Here is a 21,442-nt window from a genome sequence, read left to right as displayed (position 1 = left end):
GGGCCTCGCCTCCCCGGTACCGACCCGGAGCCCCGAGCTCCCAGGGTCAGTCCCTCCGGACCGTTTTTCCCCGAGCGGTCCGCCCCCCACGCCAGAAAAGATCCCCTCGGCGGTGGCGATCATTCCTCTTCAGGTGTCACTCGAACGAGGGGTGTTGGTCGAGCGAACGCCCGTGTCGAATGGGCATTCGATAATCTGCGACGGCAGCACCACGGCGACAACACGGCAGCGACAGCGGCAGTACACCGGTACGAAGCAGGCGGAGCTGGGGGGTGCCAGGTCGATGGCACGGCGTATCGAGGTGACAGGGGCGGGCGGAGTGCGGCTGGCCGCGTGGGAGTTCGCGGACCCGCCCAAGGACGGGGCCGAGCCCGGCGCGCCCGGCGTGCTGCTCCTCCACGGCCTGATGGGGCGCGCCGCGCACTGGGCGCCCACCGTCCGCGGTCTCGCCGGGCGGCACCGCGCGGTCGCGCTCGACCAGCGCGGGCACGGCCAGAGCGACCAGCCCCCGGAGGCGGCCTGCACCCGCGAGGCGTACGTCGAGGACGCCGAGGCCGCGCTCGAACAGCTGGCCCTGGCCCCCGCCGTCCTGGTCGGCCATGCGATGGGCGCCCTCACCGCCTGGCAGCTCGCCGCCCGCCGCCCGGATCTGGTGCGGGGCCTCGTCATCTGCGACATGCGGGCCTCCGCGCTGGGCGCCGCCTCGCAGCGGGAGTGGGCCGACTGGTTCCGCTCCTGGCCGCTGCCTTTCACCACCCTCGCCGACGTCCGGCGCTGGTTCGCCGAGGACGATCCCCGCCTTGAGCGCCCCGACCCCGCGCGCGGAGCCTTCTACGCCGAGGTCATGTACGAGTCCGCCGACGGCTGGCGCCCCCTGTTCGACCCCGACCGCATGCTCCGCACCCGCGAGACCTGGGTCCACGACGCCCACTGGGACGAACTCACCCAGGTCCGCTGCCCCACCCTCGTCGTCCGCGGCCTGGACGGCGAACTCGGCCGCGCCGAGGCCCAGGAAATGGTCCGCGTCCTGCCCCACGGCCACTACGCCGAGATCCCCGAAGCGGGCCACGTCCCCCACTACGACCAGCCGGCGGCCTGGCAGTCGGTACTGGACCAGTTCCTGACCACGCTGGACACGCCCTGAGCTTGACCGTCCGGCCCTGGGAGCACCTGCCCCCGCCCCCCGGTCGAAGCGCCGCCGCCTACCCCTTGCTCACCGCCGTCAGGATCTCCGGCAGCCGGGCCGCAGTCCTCGGGGCTGCCAGGCGGAGGCCGGTCAGGGCCAGGGCCGCTCCGTAGGCCACGCCCGCCGGGAGCAGGAGCCAGGACCAGCCGGCGCCCTGCTCGCTGACGTTCAGCCAGATCGTCGCCGCGATGACCGGGGAGCACAGCAGGGCGGCCGCGACCATGCCGCCGAAGATGGAGATCCAGGCGAGCCCCGCCTGACCGGGGGCCACGTTCTTGTGGCCCTCCTGCGGTATCGAGTACGGGGAGCGGGCCGAGGTCCAGGCGCCGGTGGCGAGCATCGCGCCCAGCAGCGCCAGGGAGAGCCCCAGCACCTCGGGCAGCCGGGACCAGTCGCCCAGCAGCGCGGTGGTGACCACGGTGACGAGCGTGGCGTACGGCAGCGTGATCAGCAGCAGGGCCAGCGCCCGGCCGCGCAGCTCGGCGTAGGCGTCGCGGGTGGAGGAGATGGTCATGGCCACCATCCAGAACGCGGAGGTGTCCTGCCCGAACTGGTTGTACATCTGGATGCCGAGCATCCCGGAGGCGAAGCACGCGAAGTACAGCGACCCGGTGCCCTGGATCGCGTTGAACACCGGCACGATCAGGCCGATCGCCAGCGAGGTCACCCACGCCGCCTTGGTCTTCGGATCGCGCCAGATGTAGCGCAGGGTCCGCTCCATCACCGCTCCCGTACGGCCGGCCGGCAGCAGCCGGGCCAGACCGGCGGAGGCACGGTCGCGGCCGCCGTCGTCGGCCACCTGGAGCGTGGAGCCGTCCGGCGAGGTCATCAGCCGGGTCAGGCTGCGCGCCCACGCGCCGATCAGCAGCACCAGCATCAGCGCGCACAGCGCCAGTTGGGCCAGCGCCGTGCCGTAAGAGCCCTCGCTCGCCGAGCGCACCGCGCCCAGCGCCGAGGCGGGCGGCACCCAGGACAGCACGTCCGCGACCGGCCGCAGCTGACCTAGCCCACCCGAACCGAGCCGCTGCGCGCCGAAGTTGACCAGCTGGGCACCGATGGCGATGACCAGCCCGCTCAGCACCGCGAGGTCACGGCCCTTACGGCTGGTCAGCAGCCGGACGTTGGCCGTGGCGACCGCCCGCGCCAGCGCCACGCAGGTCAGCAGGGCCAGCGCGACCCCCGCCACCGCGAAGAGCCACCCCGCCGCGCCATGGGCCAGGGACAGCCCGCAGCCCGCCAGCACCAGCAGCGTGAACACCGGGCCGATGCCGACCAGCGAGGCGGCGAGCAGCCCGCGTACCAGCGGCTGGGGCCGCAGGGGCAGCATCACCAGCCGGGTCGGGTCCAGCGTCTCGTCGCCGCCGGGGAAGAACAGCGGCATCACCGCCCAGCCCAGCGCCAGCACCGCGACACCCGGCACGGCGACGGACTCCGGGTGGGACTGGAAGCGCAGCGCCACGAAGCCGAGCAGTTGCAGCAGCGCGAACACCAGGGTGAGGACCGCCGAGGCGACGAACGCGGCACGCCGGCCCGTGGACTGCCGCAGCCCGTTGCGCAGCAGGGACAGCTTCAGCCGGACCAGTACCGAGGTCACGGAAGGGGGCGTCGCGGTCGTCATCGGACCGCCCCGCCGCCGAGCCAGTCCAGATCGGACCCGGCGTCCCGGCCGCTCGCGCCCACCAGCTCCAGGAACGCGGCCTGGAGGGTCGGATGCTCCCCGCGCACCTCGGCCAGCGTCCCGGTCGCCCGGATGCGCCCGGCGGCCAGCACCGCGACCCAGTCGCACAGCGACTCCACCAGCTCCATCACGTGCGAGGAGAACACCACGGTGGCGCCGGAGGCGGTGTACCGCTCCAGGACGCCCCGGATGATCTGCGCGGAGACCGGGTCGACGCCCTCGAACGGCTCGTCGAGGAACAGCACTTCGGGGTTGTGCAGCAGCGCGGCGGCCAGTCCGATCTTCTTGCGCATACCGGTCGAGTAGTCGACGACGAGCTTGTGCTGCGACCCGGCGAGATCCAGCACGTCCAGCAGCTGGGTCGCCCGCTTGTCCACCTCGGCGCCCGGCAGCCCGCGCAACCGGCCGCTGTAGGCCAGCAGTTCACGGCCGGACAGTCGTTCGAACAGCCGCAGCCCCTCCGGCAGCACCCCGATCCGGGACTTCACCGCCACCGGGTCCCGCCACACGTCGTGCCCGACGATCTCGACGGACCCCTGATCGGGCCGGAGCAGACCGGTCACCATCGACAGGGTGGTCGTCTTGCCCGCCCCGTTCGGGCCCACCAGCCCGATGAACTTCCCGGCCGGCAGATCGAGATCGATGCCACCGACCGCGATGTGCTGCCCGAACTGCTTCCAGAGTCCCCGTACCCGCACCGCTGCCTCTGTCATGACGGAAACCCTACGGTGACAGCCCTGTCCGGGGCACCCGTGCGGTGGAACCCCCGGCTCCGGGTACGGCTCAGAAGTCCCGGCCGCAGGCGTACGCGAGCGGCGGGACCAGTTCCTCCGCGTCCGGCAGCCACCGGTTGGCGGGCGTGGGACGGCACGCCCACTGCACCGCACCCCGCGAACCGACCCGGGTCGGCGGCGCGGCCACGTACCGTCCCGCGCCCAGCGGCACCAGGTCCCGCGCGTACGTCGTCCAGCCCAGCTGCCGCACCAGTTCCGGCGTCTTCGCCGCACCGCCCGGCAGCACGAAGAACTGCATCTGCCGGTCCGGGGTGAGCGTCACCGGGCCGATGTTCAGCTCCATGCGCCGCATCCGGGCCAGCGCCAGGAACCCGGCGCTCTCGGGCACGGACAGCGCGTCGAAGGTGCGGCCCGTCGGCAGCAGGATCGACGCCGTGGGCTGCGCCTGCCACATCCGCCGGACCACGTTCGTGCTGCCGGTCGCCCGCGTGGCCCAGTCGGGGCGCGTGGGGTGTGCGCCCGGCGCGGGGCAGACGGTGTCGCCGCAGGAGCAGTACCGCACCCCGCCGAAGTCCTCCAGCCAGCTGCCCGCCAGCACGTCCCAGTGCCGCTCCTCGGCGTAGGCAACGGCGGCCTCCAGCAGCGGTTCCCCGCGCTGGGGCGGAATCCGGGCCGTTTCCGGGCCCGCGGTCGTCTCGTCCACGCCCCACTCAACTCCCGCGCCCACCTGGAGTTACGGTCCGGCCGCGCGGCGGGGCGGCACACCGGTCCGGCGGCCGGGGCGCATGGGAGCACGGACGGGGGCGCGTGGGGGGAACCAACGGGCGGCGCGGGTAACCAGGAAGGGCACGGGGGCACCGGGGCGACGGCTTTACCCCGGCAAACCGCACATGTCGCGCATTGACGCTATGTCGACTGGGAAGTGATCTCAGGACCGGAACGACCAGTGATCTTCACGCTCCAGGGGTTCGCAGGGGGTAGCGCATGGCCGCGAGGCCGCTAGTGGCGAGGCAGCCGAACGAACGGCTGCAGGCACTGATCCAGGAAGCGGGGTGCTCGAACGCGGGGCTGGCCCGGCGCGTCAACATGTGCGGCGCCGAGCACGGTCTCGACCTGCGCTACGACAAGACGTCCGTGGCCCGCTGGCTGCGCGGCCAGCAGCCGCGCGGGCGCGCCCCGGCGATCATCGCGGAGGCGCTCGGCCGAAAGCTCGGCCGTACGGTCACGATCGACGAGATCGGCATGGCCAACGGCAAGAACCTCGCCTCCGGCGTGGGCCTCCAGTTCTCGCCGACGGTGCTGGGGGCCATCGAGCAGGTCTGCGAGCTGTGGCGCAGCGATGTGGGCCGGCGGGACTTCCTGTCCGGCTCCTCGGTAGCCGCCTCGGCGCTGGTCGAGCCCAGCCGGGACTGGCTGATCTCGGCGCCGGACGCCCAGGTGGCCCGGCAGGCGGGCCCGCGCGTGGGCCAGGCCGACGTGGCGGCCGTGCGCTCGATGACCCAGGCGCTGGTCGACCTCGACCACCAGTACGGCAGCGGGCATGTCCGCCCGGTCGTCGTGCACTACCTCAACAGCGTGGTCTCCGGCCTGCTCGCGGGCTCGTACCGGGAGGCGGTCGGGCGCGAACTCTTCGCCGCCGTCGCCCGGTTGACCGAGCTGGCCGGGTACATGGCGGTGGACACCGGCCAACCGGGCCTGGCCCAGCGGTACTACATCCAGTCGCTGCGCCTGGCGCAGGCGGCCGGGGACCGGGCGTACGGCGGTTATGTGCTGGCCGCCTCCATGAGCCACCTGGCCGCCGAGCTGGGAAACCCGCGCGAGATCGCCCAGTTGGCGCGCGCCGCGCAGGAGGGCGCCCGTGGCCGGGTCACCCCGCGCGCGGAGTCGATGTTCCACGCGGCCGAGGCGCGCGGGCACGCCGTACTGGGCGATGTGCGCGCCGCGCAGGCGTCCGCCGGGCGGGCCATCTCGGCGCTGGAGCGGGCCGACGCGGCGGACGGCGACGACCCGGTGTGGATCGCCCACTTCGACGAGGCTTACCTCGCCGACGAGTTGGCGCACTGCCATCGCGACCTCGGCCAGGCCGAGGCGGCGGCCCGGTACGCCCGCCAGGCACTGGAGCGGCACCCCGCCTCCCGCGCCCGGCGCCGGGCCATCGGCTATGTGCTCCTCGCCACGGCCCAGGTGCAGCAGCGGGAGATCGAGCAGGCGTGCGGCACCGGTCTGAAGGCGGTGGAACTGCTGGAGACGCTCCGCTCCGAGCGGGGCGCCGAGTATCTGGAGGACCTCCAGCAGCGGTTGCAGCCCTTCAGGGACGAGGCGGTGGTGCGGGAGTTCGGGGCGCGGCTCGACGTCCGGCAGGCGGCCTGAGGAGGGCGTCGCGTCCGAGTGGGCTTGTGAGACAGGGCACTCGGGCGCGACGGCGACCAAATACAGCGTGGAGGGCGGTGGTTCTGTTACCGCTGTCACAGGGATGGTGCTCGGGCGCTGAGCTGCGTGGCACCGGGCTCGGCGGACCCGGTAGCGTGAGCCGACGATTCCGAACGTCCTTCAATCGTAGGAGTCCCGGTGACGCAGAGTGGACAGGGCGATGAGCCCTCGGCGCGACCCGCGCACGAAGGCATCGTGCTGCCCTCCGACGGAGGGGAGCCCCTGCTGCCGGGCATGACGGGAACCCCCGCGGTGCCGCCCGGCGGCCAGGCGTGGGGCGGCTCCTGGGGCCCCGGCCAGGACCAGCAGCCGCAGCAGCAGCCCCAGCAGGGCCAGGGCTGGCCCCCGGCCGCCGCCCAGCAATGGCAGACCCCGGAGCAGCCGGCCGGCCCCGGCCCGATGCCGCCCGAGGGCCCCGCGTACGACGCGCAGGGCTACGGCGGCGCCCAGCCCTACCCGCAGCAGCACCAGGGCTACGGCAACGACGGCTACCCGGCGCAGGCCGCGCCGCTGCCGCCGATGGAGGAGGCCGCCACGCAGTTCATGCCGCCGGTGGGACCGGGCCCCGGCCAGGGACCCGAGGGCGCTACCCAGTACCTTCCGCCGGTCCCGTCGGGCGGCGCCGACCAGGGCGCGACCCAGTACCTCCCGCCGGTCCCGTCGGGCGGCGCCGACCAGGCCGCCACTCAGTACATACCCCCGGTGGCGTCGGGCGCGCTGCCGCCCGAGGCCACCGGCAACGACGGCCGCCAGGGCTACCCGCAGCAGCCCATGGACGAGGCGGCCACCCAGTACATCCCGCCGTACCAGGCCGGTGCCGACGGCGCCGACCGGCAGCCGCCCGCCGAGTTCGACAACCTCTTCCGGGGCGCCCAGCACGGCGGGGACGCCGCTCAGGGCGCGACCCAGCAGATGCCGCGCGTCCCCGCCGGCGACCCGCGTACGGCGCCGGTCGTCTCGGGCCAGCCCGCCTACCGGCCGCCGATGGACCACGACGACGACGGCGGACGGCGTGGCGGCCGTACCGGTTCGCGCGTGCCGGTGATCGCGGCCATAGGCGTCGGCATCGTAGTCCTCGGCATCGGTGCGGGCGCGCTGCTCAGCGGCGGCGGTGACGACGGTGACGACGACAACCGTCCGATCGCCTCCTCCACCCCGGCCAGCGAGCAGCCCTCGCCGTCCGCCTCGGCCGCCGACCCGGCCCAGCCGCAGGCGGTCGAGCTGGACAAGCTGCTCGCCGACAGCGGCAGCAGCCGCAGCACCGTCATCCAGTCGGTGGAGCGCATCAAGCAGTGCCAGAACCTGGACCAGGCCGCCGCCGACCTGCGCGGCGCCGCCAAGCAGCGCGCCGACCTGGTCGCCCGGCTCGGCAAGCTGTCCGTGGACAAGCTGCCCGCCAACGCCGAGCTGAACGCGGCGCTGACCGCTGCCTGGCAGGCGTCGGCCGCGGCCGACAACCACTACGCGGTCTGGGCCAGGCAGGCCAAGAGCAAGAAGGTCTGCAACAAGGGGCACGCCCGCTCGACCAACCACAGCCAGGCCGGCAACGCGCAGAGCGGCACCGCCAGCGCCCAGAAGGCGAAGGCGGCCCAGCTCTGGAACGCCATCGCCACCAAGTACGGGCTCACCACCCGCCAGCCGACCCAGCTCTGAGGTCCGGGCGCGGACGGGGGTCAGCCCACGTCCGCGCCCTCCAGCGTCCGCGTCATGTCGCCGCCCGCCGCGGCCCCCGCGCTGCCCGGGCGGACGGCGGTCAGCCTGCCCTCCCGGACCACCTGGAGGGTGACGTCGGCGTTGACCAGGCGGGGGAAGCCGACCGAGGCGAGCCGGGTCTCGTCCGGCCAGCGCAGGGTCGGGGTCAGCCCGCCGGTGGCCACCTTCAGACCGCCGTCGAGGGTGTGGCGCACCGCGTCGGCACTCACCTCGCCGTCGCCGATCCGCTCCAGCACGGCCCGCAGCACGGTGTAGGCGATCCAGGTGGTCTGCACCCCGGCGTCGGCCGGGTCGATGCTGTTGTCGCCGAACGCCTCCTCGTTGATCACCTGCTTCATCGGGTTCCAGCGCGGATCGGACGCCACCGGGTACCAGCTGGTGATGTACGCCCCCTCGTACGGGCCCGACGCCCCGCCGGTCGCGTTGATCTCCGTCTGGTCCACGCTGCCCAGCACGGTCGCCGTGCGCACCGGGGCGTGCTCGGCGCGGGCGCGGCGGAAGGAGTCCATGAAGGTGTCGGTGCGGTCCCCGAGGGCGGGCACCACGCACCCCTTGCGTGCCGGGTCCGCGGTCGCGCTCCGCAGCGCCCGCTCGGCCTGGTCGCCGTACTCGGTGGCGTCCTCGGCGGCGAGCTGGTCGGTGGCCGCCGGGTGGCCGCCCGCCTTCAGGCCCGAGTCGAGCAGTGCGGGCAGCTCGTCCCCGGCGATGCTGTCCGGCCGGACCAGCGCGACGGGCCCGCATCCCTCGGCCAGCGCCTGCCCGAGCCCCGCCAGCAGCGCGGGCTGGCCGCCGTTGACCGGGTAGGAGTACGGGCCGGTGAACTCGTCGCTGGTGACGCCGTAGCCGCCGATGTACGGGATGCCCGCGCTCTCCAGCGGGGCGAGGAAGGAGTCGCCGAACTGGCTGTAGGAGCCGACGACCGCGACGACGTCCTCCGCCGCCGCGCGCCGGGCGCACTTGGCGGCGCCCACGCTGTCGTTGTGCTCGTCGCAGGTCAGCACGGTCAGACGGCGGCCGCCGAGGCCGCCGTGCTTGTTGATCCACTTCGCGTAGGCGCGGGCCATCGCGGGCATGCCGGGCTTGTTGGTGGCGCCGGTGTTCTGCGGCGCCCAGGTCATCACCCTGACCGTGCCGTCCCCGGAGCCGCCGCCCGTACCGGGCACGGTCCCGCAGCCGGCGGTCAGCACGGCACAGACGGCCAGCGCGCCCGCGTACCGGGCGGCCCGCGGCCGGGGGGAGGAAGGAGAGCTGTCGGGGGTGCGTCGCCTGCCGGTCATGGGCACGCACGATTCCCGCACATCGCCAACCGGGGAGTGACACCCGGTCGACAACGGGTGACGCGAGGGTGAATTACGGGGGCGAATGTGGCCGGTGCGGCGCGGAACGTACGATCGATGACCGTGCAAGGTTCGGAGAACTCTTCCCGTCGCGGCCGTCGCTCCTCCACCATGGGCGGCATGCCGCATAACGACATGCCCTGGTGGCGCTGGCGCAGCAACGTGCGCTCCGCGCTGCACATGCTTTCCGACCCGGCCTTCCAGCGCGACGTCTGGCTCGCGGGCGTGGAGGGGTACGGGGACGTCACCGACGCGGTGTACCGGCTGGTGGAGGACACCTGGCTGGACAACTGGTCCGCGGAGAAATACGTCGGCACCATCTTCCGGGACTCCCAGGAGGCGGCGCTCGTGGACACCGCCGTGCTGCGGGTGCTGCGGATCGTGCACCAGGTCGGCCCGGACGCGCCGGTCGCCGTCTACCTCGCCCACCCGCAGTGGCCGGAGGCGGTACGGGCCGCCCAGGACGCCCATCTGCGCCTGGCCGCCAGCGACGGCGACGACCCGGCGGCGGCCCCGCGCAGCCTGGAGGCGCTGCGCATCCTGACGACCGCTGTCTGAGGTCCGCCTGACGGACGCGGGCCCCGGCCGGGCTGCCCGGCGTGAGATCGTGTAGTGCATGAACGAGCAGCCCAGCCGAGCCGCCGCCGCTGTCGACACCCCGGCGGACCAGTACGTCCTCACCCTTTCCTGCCCGGACAAAAAGGGCATCGTGCACGCCGTGTCGAGCTATCTGTTCATGACCGGCTGCAACATCGAGGACAGCCAGCAGTTCGGCGACCACGACACGGATCTGTTCTTCATGCGCGTCCACTTCTCGGCGGACGCCCCCGTCACGCTGGACAAGCTGCGGGCGAGCTTCGCCGCGATCGGTGACTCCTTCCACATGGACTGGCAGATCAGCCGGGGCGACCAGAAGATGCGGATCGTGCTGATGGTCAGCAAGTTCGGGCACTGCCTGAACGACCTGCTGTTCCGGGCCAGCATCGGGGCGCTGCCGGTGGAGATCGCCGCCGTGGTGTCCAACCACACGGACTTCGAAGAGCTGGTGGGGTCGTACAACATCCCCTTCCACCACATCCCGGTGACCAGGGACACCAAGGCCCAGGCCGAGGCGCGGGTGCTGGAGCTGGTGCGTGAGGAGCAGGTCGAACTGGTCGTGCTCGCTCGGTACATGCAGGTGCTCTCGGACGATCTGTGCAAGGCGCTGAGCGGGCGGATCATCAACATCCACCACTCGTTCCTGCCGAGCTTCAAGGGTGCGAAGCCCTATCACCAGGCGCATGAGCGGGGGGTGAAGCTGATCGGGGCCACCGCGCACTACGTCACCGCCGATCTCGACGAGGGGCCGATCATCGAGCAGGAGGTCGAGCGGGTGGGGCATGAGCTCCGGCCGGACCAGCTGGTCGCCATCGGGCGGGATGTGGAGTGTCAGGCGCTGGCCCGGGCCGTGAAGTGGCATGCCGAGCGGAGGATTCTGCTCAACGGGCGCCGGACCGTCGTGTTCGCCTAGTCGAAGGAGCTCCTGGGCTTCTCACATGCGGCTCAGTGACGCCGTTGCTGTCAGGACGTCCCTGATCGCGTCCCGGTCGCCCCTCTGGCCCGCCGTGGTTTCCTCCGGGGTGAGGTGGCCGGCTGCCAGGCGGCAGAACTCGACTCCGTCGAGGGCTACATGGGCGATCTCCCGGTCGGGGGTGGCGTCTGCCGGGGAGTCCAGGGGGATCAGCCACTGGCCGCCGGCCGCGCCCTCGATCTCCAGGCGCAGGCTGCGGCCGGGGGTGCCCGCCGGGGCCGCGCCGCGGTGTGCGGCGACCGCCAGCGGCAGCATCCGGGCCGCCAGCTCGATCATGCGGCTCAAGTGCCGTGGGGCGGGCGGGTCGTAGGGGTAGTGCACCGCCTTGGCGATGTCGTCCGCGTGCACCCAGCACTCGAAGGCGCGGTCCACCATCGCGTCCCGCAGCGGCAGTGTGAAGTCGCCGTAGCCCACCGGGAAGCCGCCCGCGCCGCCGGTGAAGGACACCGTCCGCAGCAGCTGGTGGCTCTGGTCCCGCCACCGTGCGCGCACCGCGCGGGTCTGCGGGAAGTGCGAGGCCCGCCAGAACGCCTCGGTCCGCCCGGCGGGCCCGGCCGCGCCCCGTACGTCCGGTTCGGCCTTGGCGACGGCATCCGTCAGCGGGTCCTCCAGGCCGAGCGCGGTCGCCACCATGCCGTCGACCGACAGCAGATGCGCGATCACGCCGGCCACCGTCGTCCGGCGGGTCGCGGGCACGCCCGCCTCGAACCAGCGCAGCCGCACCGGCGTGTGCCACTCGGCGTCCCCGAAGTCCCGCAGCAGCGCGTCCAGCCGGGCGGTCTCCGCGTCGTACGACGCCGCCCACTCGGGGACCGGGATGCGCGGCGGACGGCGGCGCAGACAGTTCTCCAGGACCCGGTTGCGCAGGGTGGGGTCCACCTCCAGGCTCTCCGGGCGGTGCAGCAGGCCGACCGCCTCGCGCAGTCGCCGCGCCTCGTCCGCGCAGGCCCCGCACTCGCCTAGGTGCTCCTCCACGGCTTCCGTCTCCGCCGCCGAGCAGGCGGCCAGCGCCCAGGCGCCGAGCAGGGAGCGCAGCACCTCGTGCGAGAGGGCGGGCCGCTCGGGCCCGGCGGGGGAGTGGGGCAGGGGGACGCGCGCGGGGACACTGTCCGGGCGGCGCTGCTCGGGCAGGCGCTCCGCCGCGTCGTCCCCGCGTCCGTGCTCGCGCCCGCCGGGGGACTCGGAGCGGTCCGGGCCGTTCATCGCGCACCCCCGAGTTCCGGTGGCGCCCCGGCGTCGTGGGCGGTCGAGAGCAGTTGCAGGCCGAGGCGGAGCCGGCGGCGGGCCTCGTCCTCGGTGACGCCGAGGTCGGCGGCGGCCTGGCGGTAGTCGCGCCGCTGGAAGTAGGCCAGCTCCAGCGCGGCGCGCAGCGGGTGCGGCATCGAGTGGGCGATGTAGTCGGCACGGGCGGCGACGGAGGCGTGCCGGACCCGGCCCTCCAGGGCCGCCAGCTCCTCCGGGGAGTCGCCGCCGAGCGCGGCCGTCTCGCTCTCGCGCAGCCGCTGCACGGCCAGCCGCTGGGTCGTCGCGGCGATCCAGGTGCGCAGCGGGCCCTGCCGGTGGTCGTAGGTGTCGGGGTGCTCCCAGACATGGGCGAAGACCTCGCGGGTCACGGCGTCGGCAGCCGATTCGTCGCTCAGCACGCGGTGCGCGAGGCTCTGCACCAGGGAGGCGAACCGGTCGTACAGCTCGCCCAGGGCGGCCGCCTCACCGCGCGCGAGCCGCTGCTGCATCGTGCGGTCCCAGCGGGGCGGTGCGTCCTTGGCCGGCATGTGGTTCCTCCCCTCGCCGTGTCCAGGGTGTCCCCGGTGTCCCCTCGAATGTAGTCGGCACGTGTGACAGCGCACGCCCCTTTGTGTCAATGCGCGCCCCCGGCAGCGCCGCAGGTGGTAGAGGGCCCTTCACATCACCTTCACTTATCTCGGGCCCATCTCCGATCGAAGTACGATCGAACCCGATCGATAGTGACCGAAACAAGCCCTATGTCGATCTCCCGCGGTTTGCGGTTCCGTGTTTCAGGGAAACGGCCGCTGGGCAGCCGCGCGGAAAGAACCGAAGGAACTGCTTCCATTTCCGGGTGGTTCCGCAAGATCCGCCGAGCGGAGAGGTGTGGCCGTGGCTTTCGAAGTGACCGGCACCGAACGGGGCGAATGGGCGGTGCTCCTGGTGGCCGGCGAACTGGACCTGGTGACCTCGCCCGTGCTGCGGCAGCGGGTGCACGACGTGGTCGCCGAGGGCCACCACAGCCTGGTCCTCGATCTCTCCGAGGTCTTCTTCTGCGACTCCAGCGGCGTCGGCGTGCTCATCGCCTCCCGCCGGCTGATCCGCTCCTGCCAGGGCAGGCTGCGGCTGATCCTGCCCGACCGGGGCGCGGAGGACGGCTCGCACGTGAACCGCGTGCTCGGCGCGCTCGGTGTCCGCCGCCTCTTCGACGTGCGCCCGGACGTGGCCTCCGCCACCGCCGACGAGGCCGGGTCGCTCTCCGCCTGAATGCGGCCGATCCCCGAGGTGAGCGACCTCGGTGCCACGATCCTTGGCCTTGGATGTCGCGGATCGTGGCGAAAACACGTCACGCAGCGTGCAGTTGTCTCCCGTGCCCCGACTGTGACTCGTCACGGCCCGGAGTCGGCCGACCGCTCCGGTACCTTGTGTGGGATGCGAGTGACGGTGACCGCGAGCGCCACCGGTGAGGCCCGTGGGGCGTCGCCGGATCGGGCGGTGCGCGCCGCTGCTCGCGGGGTGACGGGCGCCCCGCGCCCCGCCTGTTCGACTCCCCGGCGAGTGCGTCGCACAGTATGCCGCACGAGTACTCCTTCGCGCGGGAATATGCCCGAAGCGCTTGTTGGCGTGACTGTACGTCAACCATGCTGTCTCGTAAGGGAATCACGTTCCGTAACGCTTGCTCTGGCCGTTGTTCTGGCCATGCAGAAAATGGCTACGATCGTGGCCCTCGTCGTGCGGTTCGTCGCGGTTCGCGCCGCGGCGGCGGGTCGTCGTGCGGTCATGTGTCCGCCGGTTCGGATGGTGTGAGCGGTGCAGGTGCTTCAAGTGCAGCTGGAGATCCGGCCCGACCCCGAAGAAGTGGGGCGGGCGAGGAAGTGGGCCCGGTCGCGGCTCGCCGGGCTGGGGATAGCGGCCGACGAGCCGCTGGCCGAGACGTTGATCCTGCTCGTCTCCGAGCTGGTGACCAACGCGGTGGTGCACACCGGCCGCCCGGCGCTGCTGCGACTGTCGCTGCCCGGCGGTGCCCCGCCCCCGACGCCCGCCGGTGCGGAGCCGGTGGCCTCGGTGACCGTGCGGCTGGAGGTGGCCGACGCCAGCTCCCGCGCGCCCGTGCCGCGCTGCGCCGGGCGCGATGCCACCGGCGGCCGGGGTCTCGCCCTCGTCGACTGTCTCGCCGACCGCTGGGGCTGGAGCCCCGAGGGCGTCGGCAAGAGCATCTGGTGCGAGCTGGACCGCTGTTCGCAGCCCCGTGAGGGCGCGGCCCCGGCGTACGGGGTCCGACCGGCCGCCTACGAGGATCTTCTCTTCGAAGCGTTCTAGCCAACCTCGCGGGCGTGCGCCGGGTGTGCTCCCGTGCGCGCCCGGCGTGAAGAGGGCATAGGGCATGAATCGCCGTACCGGTGTTGACGGGTGGTGCGCGCGTTGCGGAGGCTGGGGGACGGCGATTCCGCCGCGAGGGGACGGCGAGGGCATGCGGGGGTGAGCCCTCGCCGAGTGTGGGTCGCACCGGTTGGCGGTGGCGGGGGGACGCGAGGGGGTGCGCCGCCGGCCGGTCCGCCGCCCGCGCTCCACAGGGTGTGGACGCCCGCGCCCGCCCTCACTCGACGGCGGCGCCCGCGCGGAAGGTGCGGCGGTAGGCGGTCGGTGTCACGCCCAGTGCCTGCTGGAGATGCTGGCGCATCGACTGGGCCGTGCCGAACCCCGAGTCCCGTGCGACCTGGTCCACCGAGAGATCCGTCGACTCCAGCAACTGCCGGGCCAGCTCGACGCGTTGTGCGGTGAGCCACTGCCCCGGGCTCACCCCGACCTCCTCGCGGAAGCGCCGGGTGAAGGTCCGTACCGACATCGCCTCCCGCTCGGCCAGGTCCCGCAGCTGGAGCGGTTCGTGCAGTCGGCCGAGCGCCCAGGCGCGGGCGGCGGTGGTGGTCGCCAACTGCGGGTCGGGCACCGGCCGGTGGATGTACTGCGCCTGACCGCCGTCGCGGTGCGGGGGTACGACCATGCGCCGGGCCACGTCGTTGGCGACCGCCGTGCCGTGGTCGCGGCGCACCATGTGCAGGCACAGGTCGATCCCGGCCGCGACCCCCGCCGAGGTCAGCACGTCCCCGTCGTCGATGAACAGCACATCGGCGTCCACCCGGACCTGCGGGAACAGCTGCTGGAACCGGTCGGCGTCGGCCCAATGGGTGCTCGCCGGGCGCCCGTCGAGCAGTCCGGCCGCCGCCAGGACGTACACGCCGACGCAGATGGAGGCGAAGCGGGTGCCGGGGCGGACGCGGGCCAGGGCGGAGGCGAGTTGGGGGGTGAGCCGTCCCTCCTCGAAGACCGGGCCGAGTTCGTAGGACGCCGGGACGATCACCGTGTCCGCCGTGGCCAGGGCTTCCGGGCCGTGCGGTACGTCCACCGCGAAGTCGGCGCTGGTCTCGACCGGGCCGGGCGGCCGGATCGAGCAGGTCACCACCTCGTACAGCGGCCGGCCCCGGGCGTCCGTCGGGCGGCCGAAGACGCGGTGAGGGATGCCGAGTTCGAAGGGGATCAGCCCGTCCAGAGCCAGGACGGCGACGCGGTGCGGACGGAACTCGCCGTCCGGGGCCGGGATCTCAGCGGTCATGGCCCGATCCTAGCGAACGCTGTCCTACGGGCCACTCGTTGCGCACGGCCGGTGCCGGGACGCTGGAGCACGTGACTCAGACCCGTCCCGCTCCCGCCCCCGTCCAGGACGCACCGGCCCGACGCCGGCGTGTGCACCGCGCCTGGTTCGTCGCCGCCGTCACCTTCGTCACGATCATCGGTGCGGCCGCCTTCCGGTCGCTGCCCGGACTGCTGATCGACCCGTTGCACGCGGAGTTCGGCTGGTCGCGCGGCACCATCGGCGCGGCCGTCTCCGTCAACCTGGCGCTCTACGGGCTCACCGCGCCGTTCGCGGCCGCGCTGATGGACCGCTTCGGCATCCGCCGGGTCGTCGCCATCGCGCTGACCGTGATCGCGCTCGGCGCCGGGCTGACCGTGTGGATGACGTCGCCCTGGCAACTGATGCTCTGCTGGGGTCTGTTCGTCGGGCTCGGCTCGGGCTCGATGGCGCTGGCATTCGCCGCGACCGTCACCGGGCGCTGGTTCACCGCGCGGCGCGGGCTGGTCAGCGGCATCCTGACCGCCGCGTCCGCCTCCGGCCAGCTGATCTTCCTGCCGCTGCTGTCCTGGATCGTGGAGCACCACCACTGGCGCCCGGCCGCCGTCACGGTCGCCCTGGCCGCGCTCGCCGTCGTCCCGTTCGTCTGGCTGCTGCTGCGCGACCACCCGGCCGACGTGGGCCTGAAGCCTTACGGATCAACGGAGTTCGTGCCCAAGCCGCCGCCGGTCACCGGGGCCGCGCGGCGCGCGCTCACCGTGCTCTCCTCCGCCGTGCGCACGGGCCAGTTCTGGCTGCTCGCGGGCAGTTTCGCGATCTGCGGGGCCTCCACCAACGGCCTGATCCAGACCCACTTCGTGCCCGCCGCCCACGACCACGGCATGCCCGTACCGGCGGCGGCCTCGCTGCTCGCGGTGATCGGGGTGTTCGACGTGCTCGGCACCATCGCCTCCGGCTGGTTCACCGACCGCTTCGACTCCCGGCGGCTGCTCGCCGTCTACTACGCGCTGCGCGGTGTCTCGCTGCTGTTCCTGCCGATGCTGCTGGGCCCGGCCGTCCATGTGCCGATGGTGTTCTTCATCGTCTTCTACGGCCTGGACTGGGTGGCCACCGTCCCGCCCACCCTGGCGCTGTGCCGGGAGCGGTTCGGGGACGACACCGCGATCGTCTTCGGCTGGGTGCTCGCCTCGCACCAGATCGGCGCGGCCCTCGTCGCCTGGCTCGGCGGGTTCGCCCGCGACGTCTTCGGCACCTACGACATGGTCTGGTACGCGTCGGGCTCGCTGTGCGCGGCGGCGGCCCTGATGTCCCTGGTGATCCGGCGCCGCCCGGCGGTCGTGGCCGTGGCCTAACGCAGCCGCCGGGACACCGCCTTGGCGATGCGCTCCGCGTCGATCGCCAGCTCGCGGAACATGCCGCTGATGGGGTTGGTGAACCCGGTGAAGTACAGGCCGGGCGCGTCCTTGGGGGTGCGGGCGCCGTGGGTCGCGGGTCTGCCGCGCTCGTCCAGCACGCCCAGGTGGCCCACCAGGGAGTCAAGGCCCCGGCTGTACCCGGTCGCCGCGATCACCGCGTCCGGTGCGATCCGGGTGCCGTCGGCGAGGGCCACCTTGCCGTCCTCGAACCCCTCGACGGCGGCCACGATCTCCACCTTGCCGGTGCGCACGGCGTCGATCAGGCCGACGTCCTGCACGGGGATCGCGCCCTGCCGCACCCTGCTGTACAGCCCGGCCTCCGGACGCGGCAGCCCGTGCCCGGACAGGTCCGGGGTGCTGACGCGGGCCAGCGGCCGGGCGAGCCGGTCCACCAGCCGCACCGGCAGCCGCCGCACCACGATGCCGGTGTACTGGGCCGCCCAGCCGGCCGTGGAGCGGCGCACGATGTGCGGCGCCGTCCGCACCGCCAGCCGCACCCGCGAGGCCCCGCCCGCCACCAGGTCCACGGCGATCTCCGCACCGGTGTTGCCGACCCCGACCACCAGCACGTCCCGGCCCGCGTACGGCCCCGGATTCCGGTACGAGGAGGCGTGCAGCAGCTCACCCTCGTAGCCGTCCGTGCCGGGCCACTCCGGCAGGCGCGGGGTGTGGTTGTGGCCGGTGGCGACCACCACGGCGGCGCCGGTCAGCTCGCGCCCACCGGAGGCGTGCAGCAGCCAGCCCGCGCCGTCCTCGGCCTTCTCCACCCGGAACACCTCGACGCCGGTGACGATCTCCAGCTCATGGTGTTCGGCGTACTTCTCCAGGTACCGGACCACGTCGTCCCGTGCCACCCAGCGCCCGAACCTGCGCGGTATCGCCAGGCCCGGCAGGGCGGACAGCCGCCGGGTGGTGTGCAGCCGCAGCCGGTCGTAGTGGCGCCGCCAGGACGCGGCCACCCGGTCGCTCCTCTCCAGCACCACCGCCCGCACCCCGCGGGCCCGCAGCGCGTACGCGACCGCCAGCCCGCCGGGACCCGCCCCGATGACATAGACGGGACGGTCGGCGGGGGTCGCGGAGAGGTCCGTGAACGAGGGACGCGAGTCGGCCATAGCGCGAGCGTATTCACACACCCGATTGATGGGTCTCGGTCAAGACCGGAATCGGTTGCGGATTGATCACGCCTCGGCGCACGGCCCGGACAGGCCGCCCGGAACGCCCCATAGCCGGGGTTAAATCCCGGTGCGTGCAAGGGCGTAGGGGAGCCATCATCCACAGATGGACCCGGATGCGTGGCAGTTGACGGACGACCTCGGTGAATTCCTGACGGAGGCAGGTGACTTCCTGTGCTCCCGTCCCGCGACGCACACCGTGCAGCTGACGGTGGCCGAGACGCTCAGGGTGCGCGGCCCGAAGGTGTACGGCGACCAGCCACCCCGCTTCGGCGTGCTACGCGACCCGGACGGTGCGGTGCTGGCCACCCTGCTGCACACCCCGCCCGCCCCGCTCCAGCTCACCCCCCTCGACCCGTCCGACGCGGCCGCCCTGGCCGCCCGGCTCGCCGGCCTCGGCCACCGGGTCCCCGGTGTCTCGGGCGAGCGGGACACCGCCGCCGCCTTCGCCTCGGCCTGGCGGCGCCTGACCGGGGCGGACGCCGAGCTGATCCAGAGCCAACGCCTCTACCGCCTGGACGGGTTGACCCCCGTGCACCCCGCCCCCGAGGGCCGCCCCAGAGTCGCCGGTCCGGCCGACCGGGAGCTGCTGGCGCGCTGGTACGTGGAGTTCGCGGCGGCGACCGGCGGCCACGTGCGCCAGGACCCGGAGCAGTGGGTGGACGCCCGCCTCGCCCACGGTGGTCTCACCCTCTGGGAGACCCCGGACGGCACCCCCGTCTCCGTGGCCGGGACCACCCCCGAGACCGCCGGACAGGTGAGGGTGGCCCCGGTCTACACCCCGGGCCACCTCAGGGGCCGGGGGTACGCGGGCGCGGTCACCGCCGAGGTGAGCCGGTGCGCGCGCGAGGACGGCACGGAGGTGCTGCTCTTCACCGACCTGGCCAACCCGACCTCGAACCGTCTCTACCAGCGCATCGGCTACCGGAGCGTCGCCGACTTCGCGGTCTGGGCGTTCGGCGCACCGGCCCGCTGAGGCTCACGTCGGCCCGCTGAGGCTCACGTCGGCCCGCTGAGCCTCACGGCCACAGCAGCCGCCGCTCCCAGCCGAACTCCGTCCGCCGGTACTCCAGACGGACGTGGCGGCGGTCGGGGTCGCCCTGGAAGAACTCGACCGAGCGGGGGTGGAGCCGGTACAGGGTCCAGGTGGAAGCCGGGGTGGAGGGGTTCTCGCGGGCCTGGTCCCAGGCGGCCTCGGAGGCGCGGCGCAGCTCGTCCAGTGAGGCCAGGTCCTCGCTCTGGCGGCCGGTGAGGGCGGCGGCGAGGGCGCCGGTGGAGCGGGCGTGCAGGTCGGCCTGGCCGGCCTCGGCGGGGGCCGCCGTCACCGGTCCGCGCACCCTGACCTGGCGGCCCAGCAGCGGCCAGTAGAAGGCCAGGGCCGCGTGCGGGTTGGTGTGCAGGTCGCGGCCCTTGCGGCTGGTGGCGTGGGTGGCGAAGGACCAGCCGTCGGCGTCGGCGCCGTGCAGCATCACGATCCGCACGTCCGGCCGCCCCTCCGCGTCCGCCGTCGCCAGCGACATGGTGTGCGGCTCGGGCTGGCCCGCCCGCGCCGCCTCGGCCAGCCAGACGGTGAACAGGGGCAGCGGGGTCGGGGGAGCGGTGTCCGGGTCGAAGGGCCGCAGCTCGGTGGTGTCCGGGGACCAGACACGGAGGGAGCGCAACAATCCGTCGAGTTCGTCGTGTGCCATGGGGCCGAGTATCCGCCGCCGCGTCCGGCCCCGGACACGGCGACAGGCGGTGGTCCACGCCGAGGTGGACCACCGCCTGCCAGACAGGACTTGGGGCCGGTGCGGGTGCCGGTCGCTACTTGGTGGGCTTCTTGCCGGTCACTCCCAGATAGATCAGCAGCGCCAGGTTCGGCTTGATCTCGGCCTGCTTCACGCCCCAGGCGGTGAAGCCCTTCTGGTGGGACGCGACCGAGGCCAGCATGGTGACGAGCGAACCGGCGATCGCCGCCGGGTTCACGTCCTTGTCCACCCGTCCCTTGGACTTGAGCTCGGTGATCGCCTCGGTGAGGGAACCGTTCACCGCGTTCAGGATCTTCATCCGCAGCTTGTTGAACCGCTTGTCGCCCTCGGCCGCCGCCAGGTCGACCACGCGCAGGATCGCGTCGTGGCGCCGGTAGAAGTCCAGGAAGCCGTCCACCAGGTCCTGCGCGGTCTGCCACCCCGCCTTCCCGGTCCAGCTGCGCCCCGCGAGCAGCTCGGTCAGGTCGGCGCTCTCGGCGGCCATCGAGTCGGCGATCTCCAGGACGGCACCCTCGACGTCCGGGAAGTACTGGTAGAAGGTCGCGGGCGACGTGCCCGCCTTCCGCGCGACATCGATGACCTTGACATCTCGGTACGGGGAGGAGCTGAGCATCTCGCTGAGGCAGTCGAGCAGCTTCTGCCGGGTCGCCTGCCCACGTCGGCCGGCCACCCGGCCGTCGACGGTACGCACTTGTCCTGTCATGCCGTCAGCTTACCGACGGGGGGCAGGAGCGCGATTCGGCCGACTGCAAATGGGGTGCGGACCCGGTGGAGCCAAGCTTTCGCTGGTCCTGCGGGGTGCGCGGGTCCCGGTTACTTTGACGACATGGCCGAAAACAGTGCATCGATGTACGGAGAGGGCACCCCCTGCTGGGCGGACGCCCAGCTCCCCGACGTCGAGGCGGGCAAGCGGTTCTACGGCGAGCTGTTCGGGTGGACCTTCGACGGCGAGGACGCCCCCGGCGCCTCCGTCTGGGCCCGGCTGGACGGCGAACCGGTCGCCTCGCTCGCGCCCAAGACCGACGGCCGGATGCCCACCGTCTGGACGGTGTACTTCGCCACCCCCGACGCCCGCGCCCTGGCCTGGAAGATCACCGACGCCGGGGGCCGCCTGATCTCGGGCCCCTTCGCGGTGGCGGACCTCGGCGCCGCCGCCCTGGTCACCGACCCCGAGGGCGCGGTGTTCGGGCTGTGGCAGTCCGACGGCCACCCCGGCTTCGGGCGGCGCGGCGAGGCGGGCTCGTTCGTCTGGACCGAGCTGTACACCCCCGACCCCCGCGCCGCGAACACCTTCTACGGCGACCTCTTCCACGAGGCCCTGTTCGGCTCCGGTGCCGAGCCCGACTTCGGCCGCGCGCTCATCACCGACGTCTTCCCGGCCGAGATGCCCCCGCACTTCCTCGTGCACTTCCGCGTCGGCGACCTCGACGCCGCCCTCGCCACCGTGCGGCGGCTCGGCGGCCGGGTCCAGGTGCCGCCCTTCGACGCGTCGTACGGACGGGTGGCGGTCGTCACGGACAATCAAGGGGCGTCCTTCGCGCTGCTGACCCGGTGACGGGACGGAAGCGGGGGCGGTGAAATGACGGGATAGGGCACGAGACACCCCG

At 73.3% G+C, this 21,442-nt stretch carries 20 protein-coding genes; 10 read left to right on the top strand and 10 right to left on the bottom strand.

What is annotated here, in order from left to right; all coding sequences use genetic code 11:
• Positions 1–283: 283 nt before the first annotated feature.
• Positions 284–1,144 carry an alpha/beta fold hydrolase gene (locus ACIGA3_RS21545; protein ID WP_399717987.1) on the top strand — a complete coding sequence of 287 codons (861 nt, stop codon included), beginning with the start codon at positions 284–286 and terminating at the stop codon, positions 1,142–1,144.
• A 58-nt stretch (positions 1,145–1,202) separates the two neighbouring features.
• Here the strand turns inward: ACIGA3_RS21545 and ACIGA3_RS21540 are convergent, their stop codons facing one another.
• The 3 genes from ACIGA3_RS21540 to ACIGA3_RS21530 all read right to left on the bottom strand — a co-directional run bounded on the left by ACIGA3_RS21540 (position 1,203) and on the right by ACIGA3_RS21530 (position 4,301).
• Complete coding sequence (locus ACIGA3_RS21540) at positions 1,203–2,804, bottom strand: transporter (RefSeq protein WP_399717984.1); 1,602 nt, start codon at positions 2,802–2,804, stop codon at positions 1,203–1,205.
• The gene (locus ACIGA3_RS21535; protein ID WP_399717981.1) at positions 2,801–3,577 is read right to left on the bottom strand and encodes an ABC transporter ATP-binding protein; all 777 of its coding nucleotides are present in this window, start codon (positions 3,575–3,577) and stop codon (positions 2,801–2,803) included. Before ACIGA3_RS21535 ends, ACIGA3_RS21540 begins: the two co-directional genes overlap by 4 nt.
• Positions 3,578–3,647: 70 nt before the next feature.
• Entirely contained in the window at positions 3,648–4,301 is a 654-nt protein-coding gene (locus tag ACIGA3_RS21530) for a bifunctional DNA primase/polymerase (protein WP_399717979.1), read from the bottom strand.
• A 281-nt stretch (positions 4,302–4,582) separates the two neighbouring features.
• Between ACIGA3_RS21530 and ACIGA3_RS21525 the strand changes: the two genes are divergently transcribed.
• Together ACIGA3_RS21525 and ACIGA3_RS21520 are read left to right on the top strand one after the other, a co-directional pair.
• Positions 4,583–5,968 (top strand): transcriptional regulator, encoded by a 1,386-nt coding sequence (locus tag ACIGA3_RS21525; protein ID WP_399717976.1) that lies wholly within the window; start codon positions 4,583–4,585, stop codon positions 5,966–5,968.
• 198 nt (positions 5,969–6,166) lie between these two features.
• Positions 6,167–7,681, top strand: a complete 1,515-nt coding sequence (locus ACIGA3_RS21520) for a hypothetical protein (RefSeq protein WP_399717974.1) — start codon at positions 6,167–6,169, stop codon at positions 7,679–7,681.
• Positions 7,682–7,701: 20 nt separating this feature from the next.
• On the opposite strand, the gene ACIGA3_RS21515 is transcribed toward ACIGA3_RS21520, so the two are convergent.
• A complete protein-coding gene (locus ACIGA3_RS21515) occupies positions 7,702–9,018 on the bottom strand; it encodes an ABC transporter substrate-binding protein (protein ID WP_399717972.1) in 1,317 nt (438 codons plus the stop codon).
• Positions 9,019–9,135: 117 nt separating this feature from the next.
• Between ACIGA3_RS21515 and ACIGA3_RS21510 the strand changes: the two genes are divergently transcribed.
• Complete coding sequence (locus ACIGA3_RS21510; protein WP_399717969.1) at positions 9,136–9,636, top strand: hypothetical protein; 501 nt, start codon at positions 9,136–9,138, stop codon at positions 9,634–9,636.
• Between the two features lie 58 nt (positions 9,637–9,694).
• Complete coding sequence (gene purU / locus ACIGA3_RS21505; protein WP_399717967.1) at positions 9,695–10,588, top strand: formyltetrahydrofolate deformylase; 894 nt, start codon at positions 9,695–9,697, stop codon at positions 10,586–10,588.
• Between the two features lie 21 nt (positions 10,589–10,609).
• Here the strand turns inward: purU and ACIGA3_RS21500 are convergent, their stop codons facing one another.
• Positions 10,610–11,851: a maleylpyruvate isomerase N-terminal domain-containing protein gene (locus ACIGA3_RS21500; protein ID WP_399717964.1), complete on the bottom strand. Its 1,242-nt coding sequence runs from the start codon at positions 11,849–11,851 to the stop codon at positions 10,610–10,612.
• Entirely contained in the window at positions 11,848–12,420 is a 573-nt protein-coding gene (locus ACIGA3_RS21495) for an RNA polymerase sigma factor (RefSeq protein ID WP_399717961.1), read from the bottom strand. Before ACIGA3_RS21495 ends, ACIGA3_RS21500 begins: the two co-directional genes overlap by 4 nt.
• A gap of 337 nt (positions 12,421–12,757) precedes the next feature.
• Here ACIGA3_RS21495 and ACIGA3_RS21490 point away from each other — a divergent pair, with 337 nt between their 5' ends.
• On the top strand, positions 12,758–13,138 hold the full coding sequence (locus tag ACIGA3_RS21490) for an STAS domain-containing protein (RefSeq protein WP_399717959.1): 381 nt from the start codon (positions 12,758–12,760) through the stop codon (positions 13,136–13,138).
• 558 nt (positions 13,139–13,696) lie between these two features.
• Complete coding sequence (locus ACIGA3_RS21485) at positions 13,697–14,191, top strand: ATP-binding protein (RefSeq protein ID WP_399718523.1); 495 nt, start codon at positions 13,697–13,699, stop codon at positions 14,189–14,191.
• A gap of 277 nt (positions 14,192–14,468) precedes the next feature.
• On the opposite strand, the gene ACIGA3_RS21480 is transcribed toward ACIGA3_RS21485, so the two are convergent.
• Entirely contained in the window at positions 14,469–15,482 is a 1,014-nt protein-coding gene (locus ACIGA3_RS21480) for a GlxA family transcriptional regulator (protein WP_399717956.1), read from the bottom strand.
• 71 nt (positions 15,483–15,553) lie between these two features.
• Between ACIGA3_RS21480 and ACIGA3_RS21475 the strand changes: the two genes are divergently transcribed.
• Entirely contained in the window at positions 15,554–16,852 is a 1,299-nt protein-coding gene (locus ACIGA3_RS21475; protein ID WP_399717953.1) for an MFS transporter, read from the top strand.
• Here ACIGA3_RS21475 and ACIGA3_RS21470 read toward each other — a convergent pair.
• On the bottom strand, positions 16,849–18,027 hold the full coding sequence (locus ACIGA3_RS21470) for a flavin-containing monooxygenase (protein ID WP_399717951.1): 1,179 nt from the start codon (positions 18,025–18,027) through the stop codon (positions 16,849–16,851). The two genes, ACIGA3_RS21475 and ACIGA3_RS21470, sit on opposite strands and share 4 nt — an antisense overlap.
• Positions 18,028–18,193: 166 nt before the next feature.
• On the opposite strand from ACIGA3_RS21470, the gene ACIGA3_RS21465 reads away from it, so the two are divergent.
• Positions 18,194–19,063 (top strand): GNAT family N-acetyltransferase, encoded by an 870-nt coding sequence (locus ACIGA3_RS21465; RefSeq protein ID WP_399717949.1) that lies wholly within the window; start codon positions 18,194–18,196, stop codon positions 19,061–19,063.
• Positions 19,064–19,106: 43 nt separating this feature from the next.
• On the opposite strand, the gene ACIGA3_RS21460 is transcribed toward ACIGA3_RS21465, so the two are convergent.
• A complete protein-coding gene (locus tag ACIGA3_RS21460; protein WP_399717947.1) occupies positions 19,107–19,775 on the bottom strand; it encodes a pyridoxal 5'-phosphate synthase in 669 nt (222 codons plus the stop codon).
• Positions 19,776–19,890: 115 nt separating this feature from the next.
• Positions 19,891–20,526, bottom strand: a complete 636-nt coding sequence (locus ACIGA3_RS21455) for a TetR family transcriptional regulator (protein ID WP_399718522.1) — start codon at positions 20,524–20,526, stop codon at positions 19,891–19,893.
• Between the two features lie 135 nt (positions 20,527–20,661).
• Here ACIGA3_RS21455 and ACIGA3_RS21450 point away from each other — a divergent pair, with 135 nt between their 5' ends.
• A complete protein-coding gene (locus ACIGA3_RS21450; RefSeq protein WP_399717944.1) occupies positions 20,662–21,390 on the top strand; it encodes a VOC family protein in 729 nt (242 codons plus the stop codon).
• Positions 21,391–21,442 lie beyond the last annotated feature (52 nt).

The organism is Streptomyces sp. NPDC085596, assembly GCF_044541565.1.
Classification (GTDB): domain Bacteria; phylum Actinomycetota; class Actinomycetes; order Streptomycetales; family Streptomycetaceae; genus Streptomyces.
This window is presented reverse-complemented; position numbering and strand designations above follow the sequence as displayed.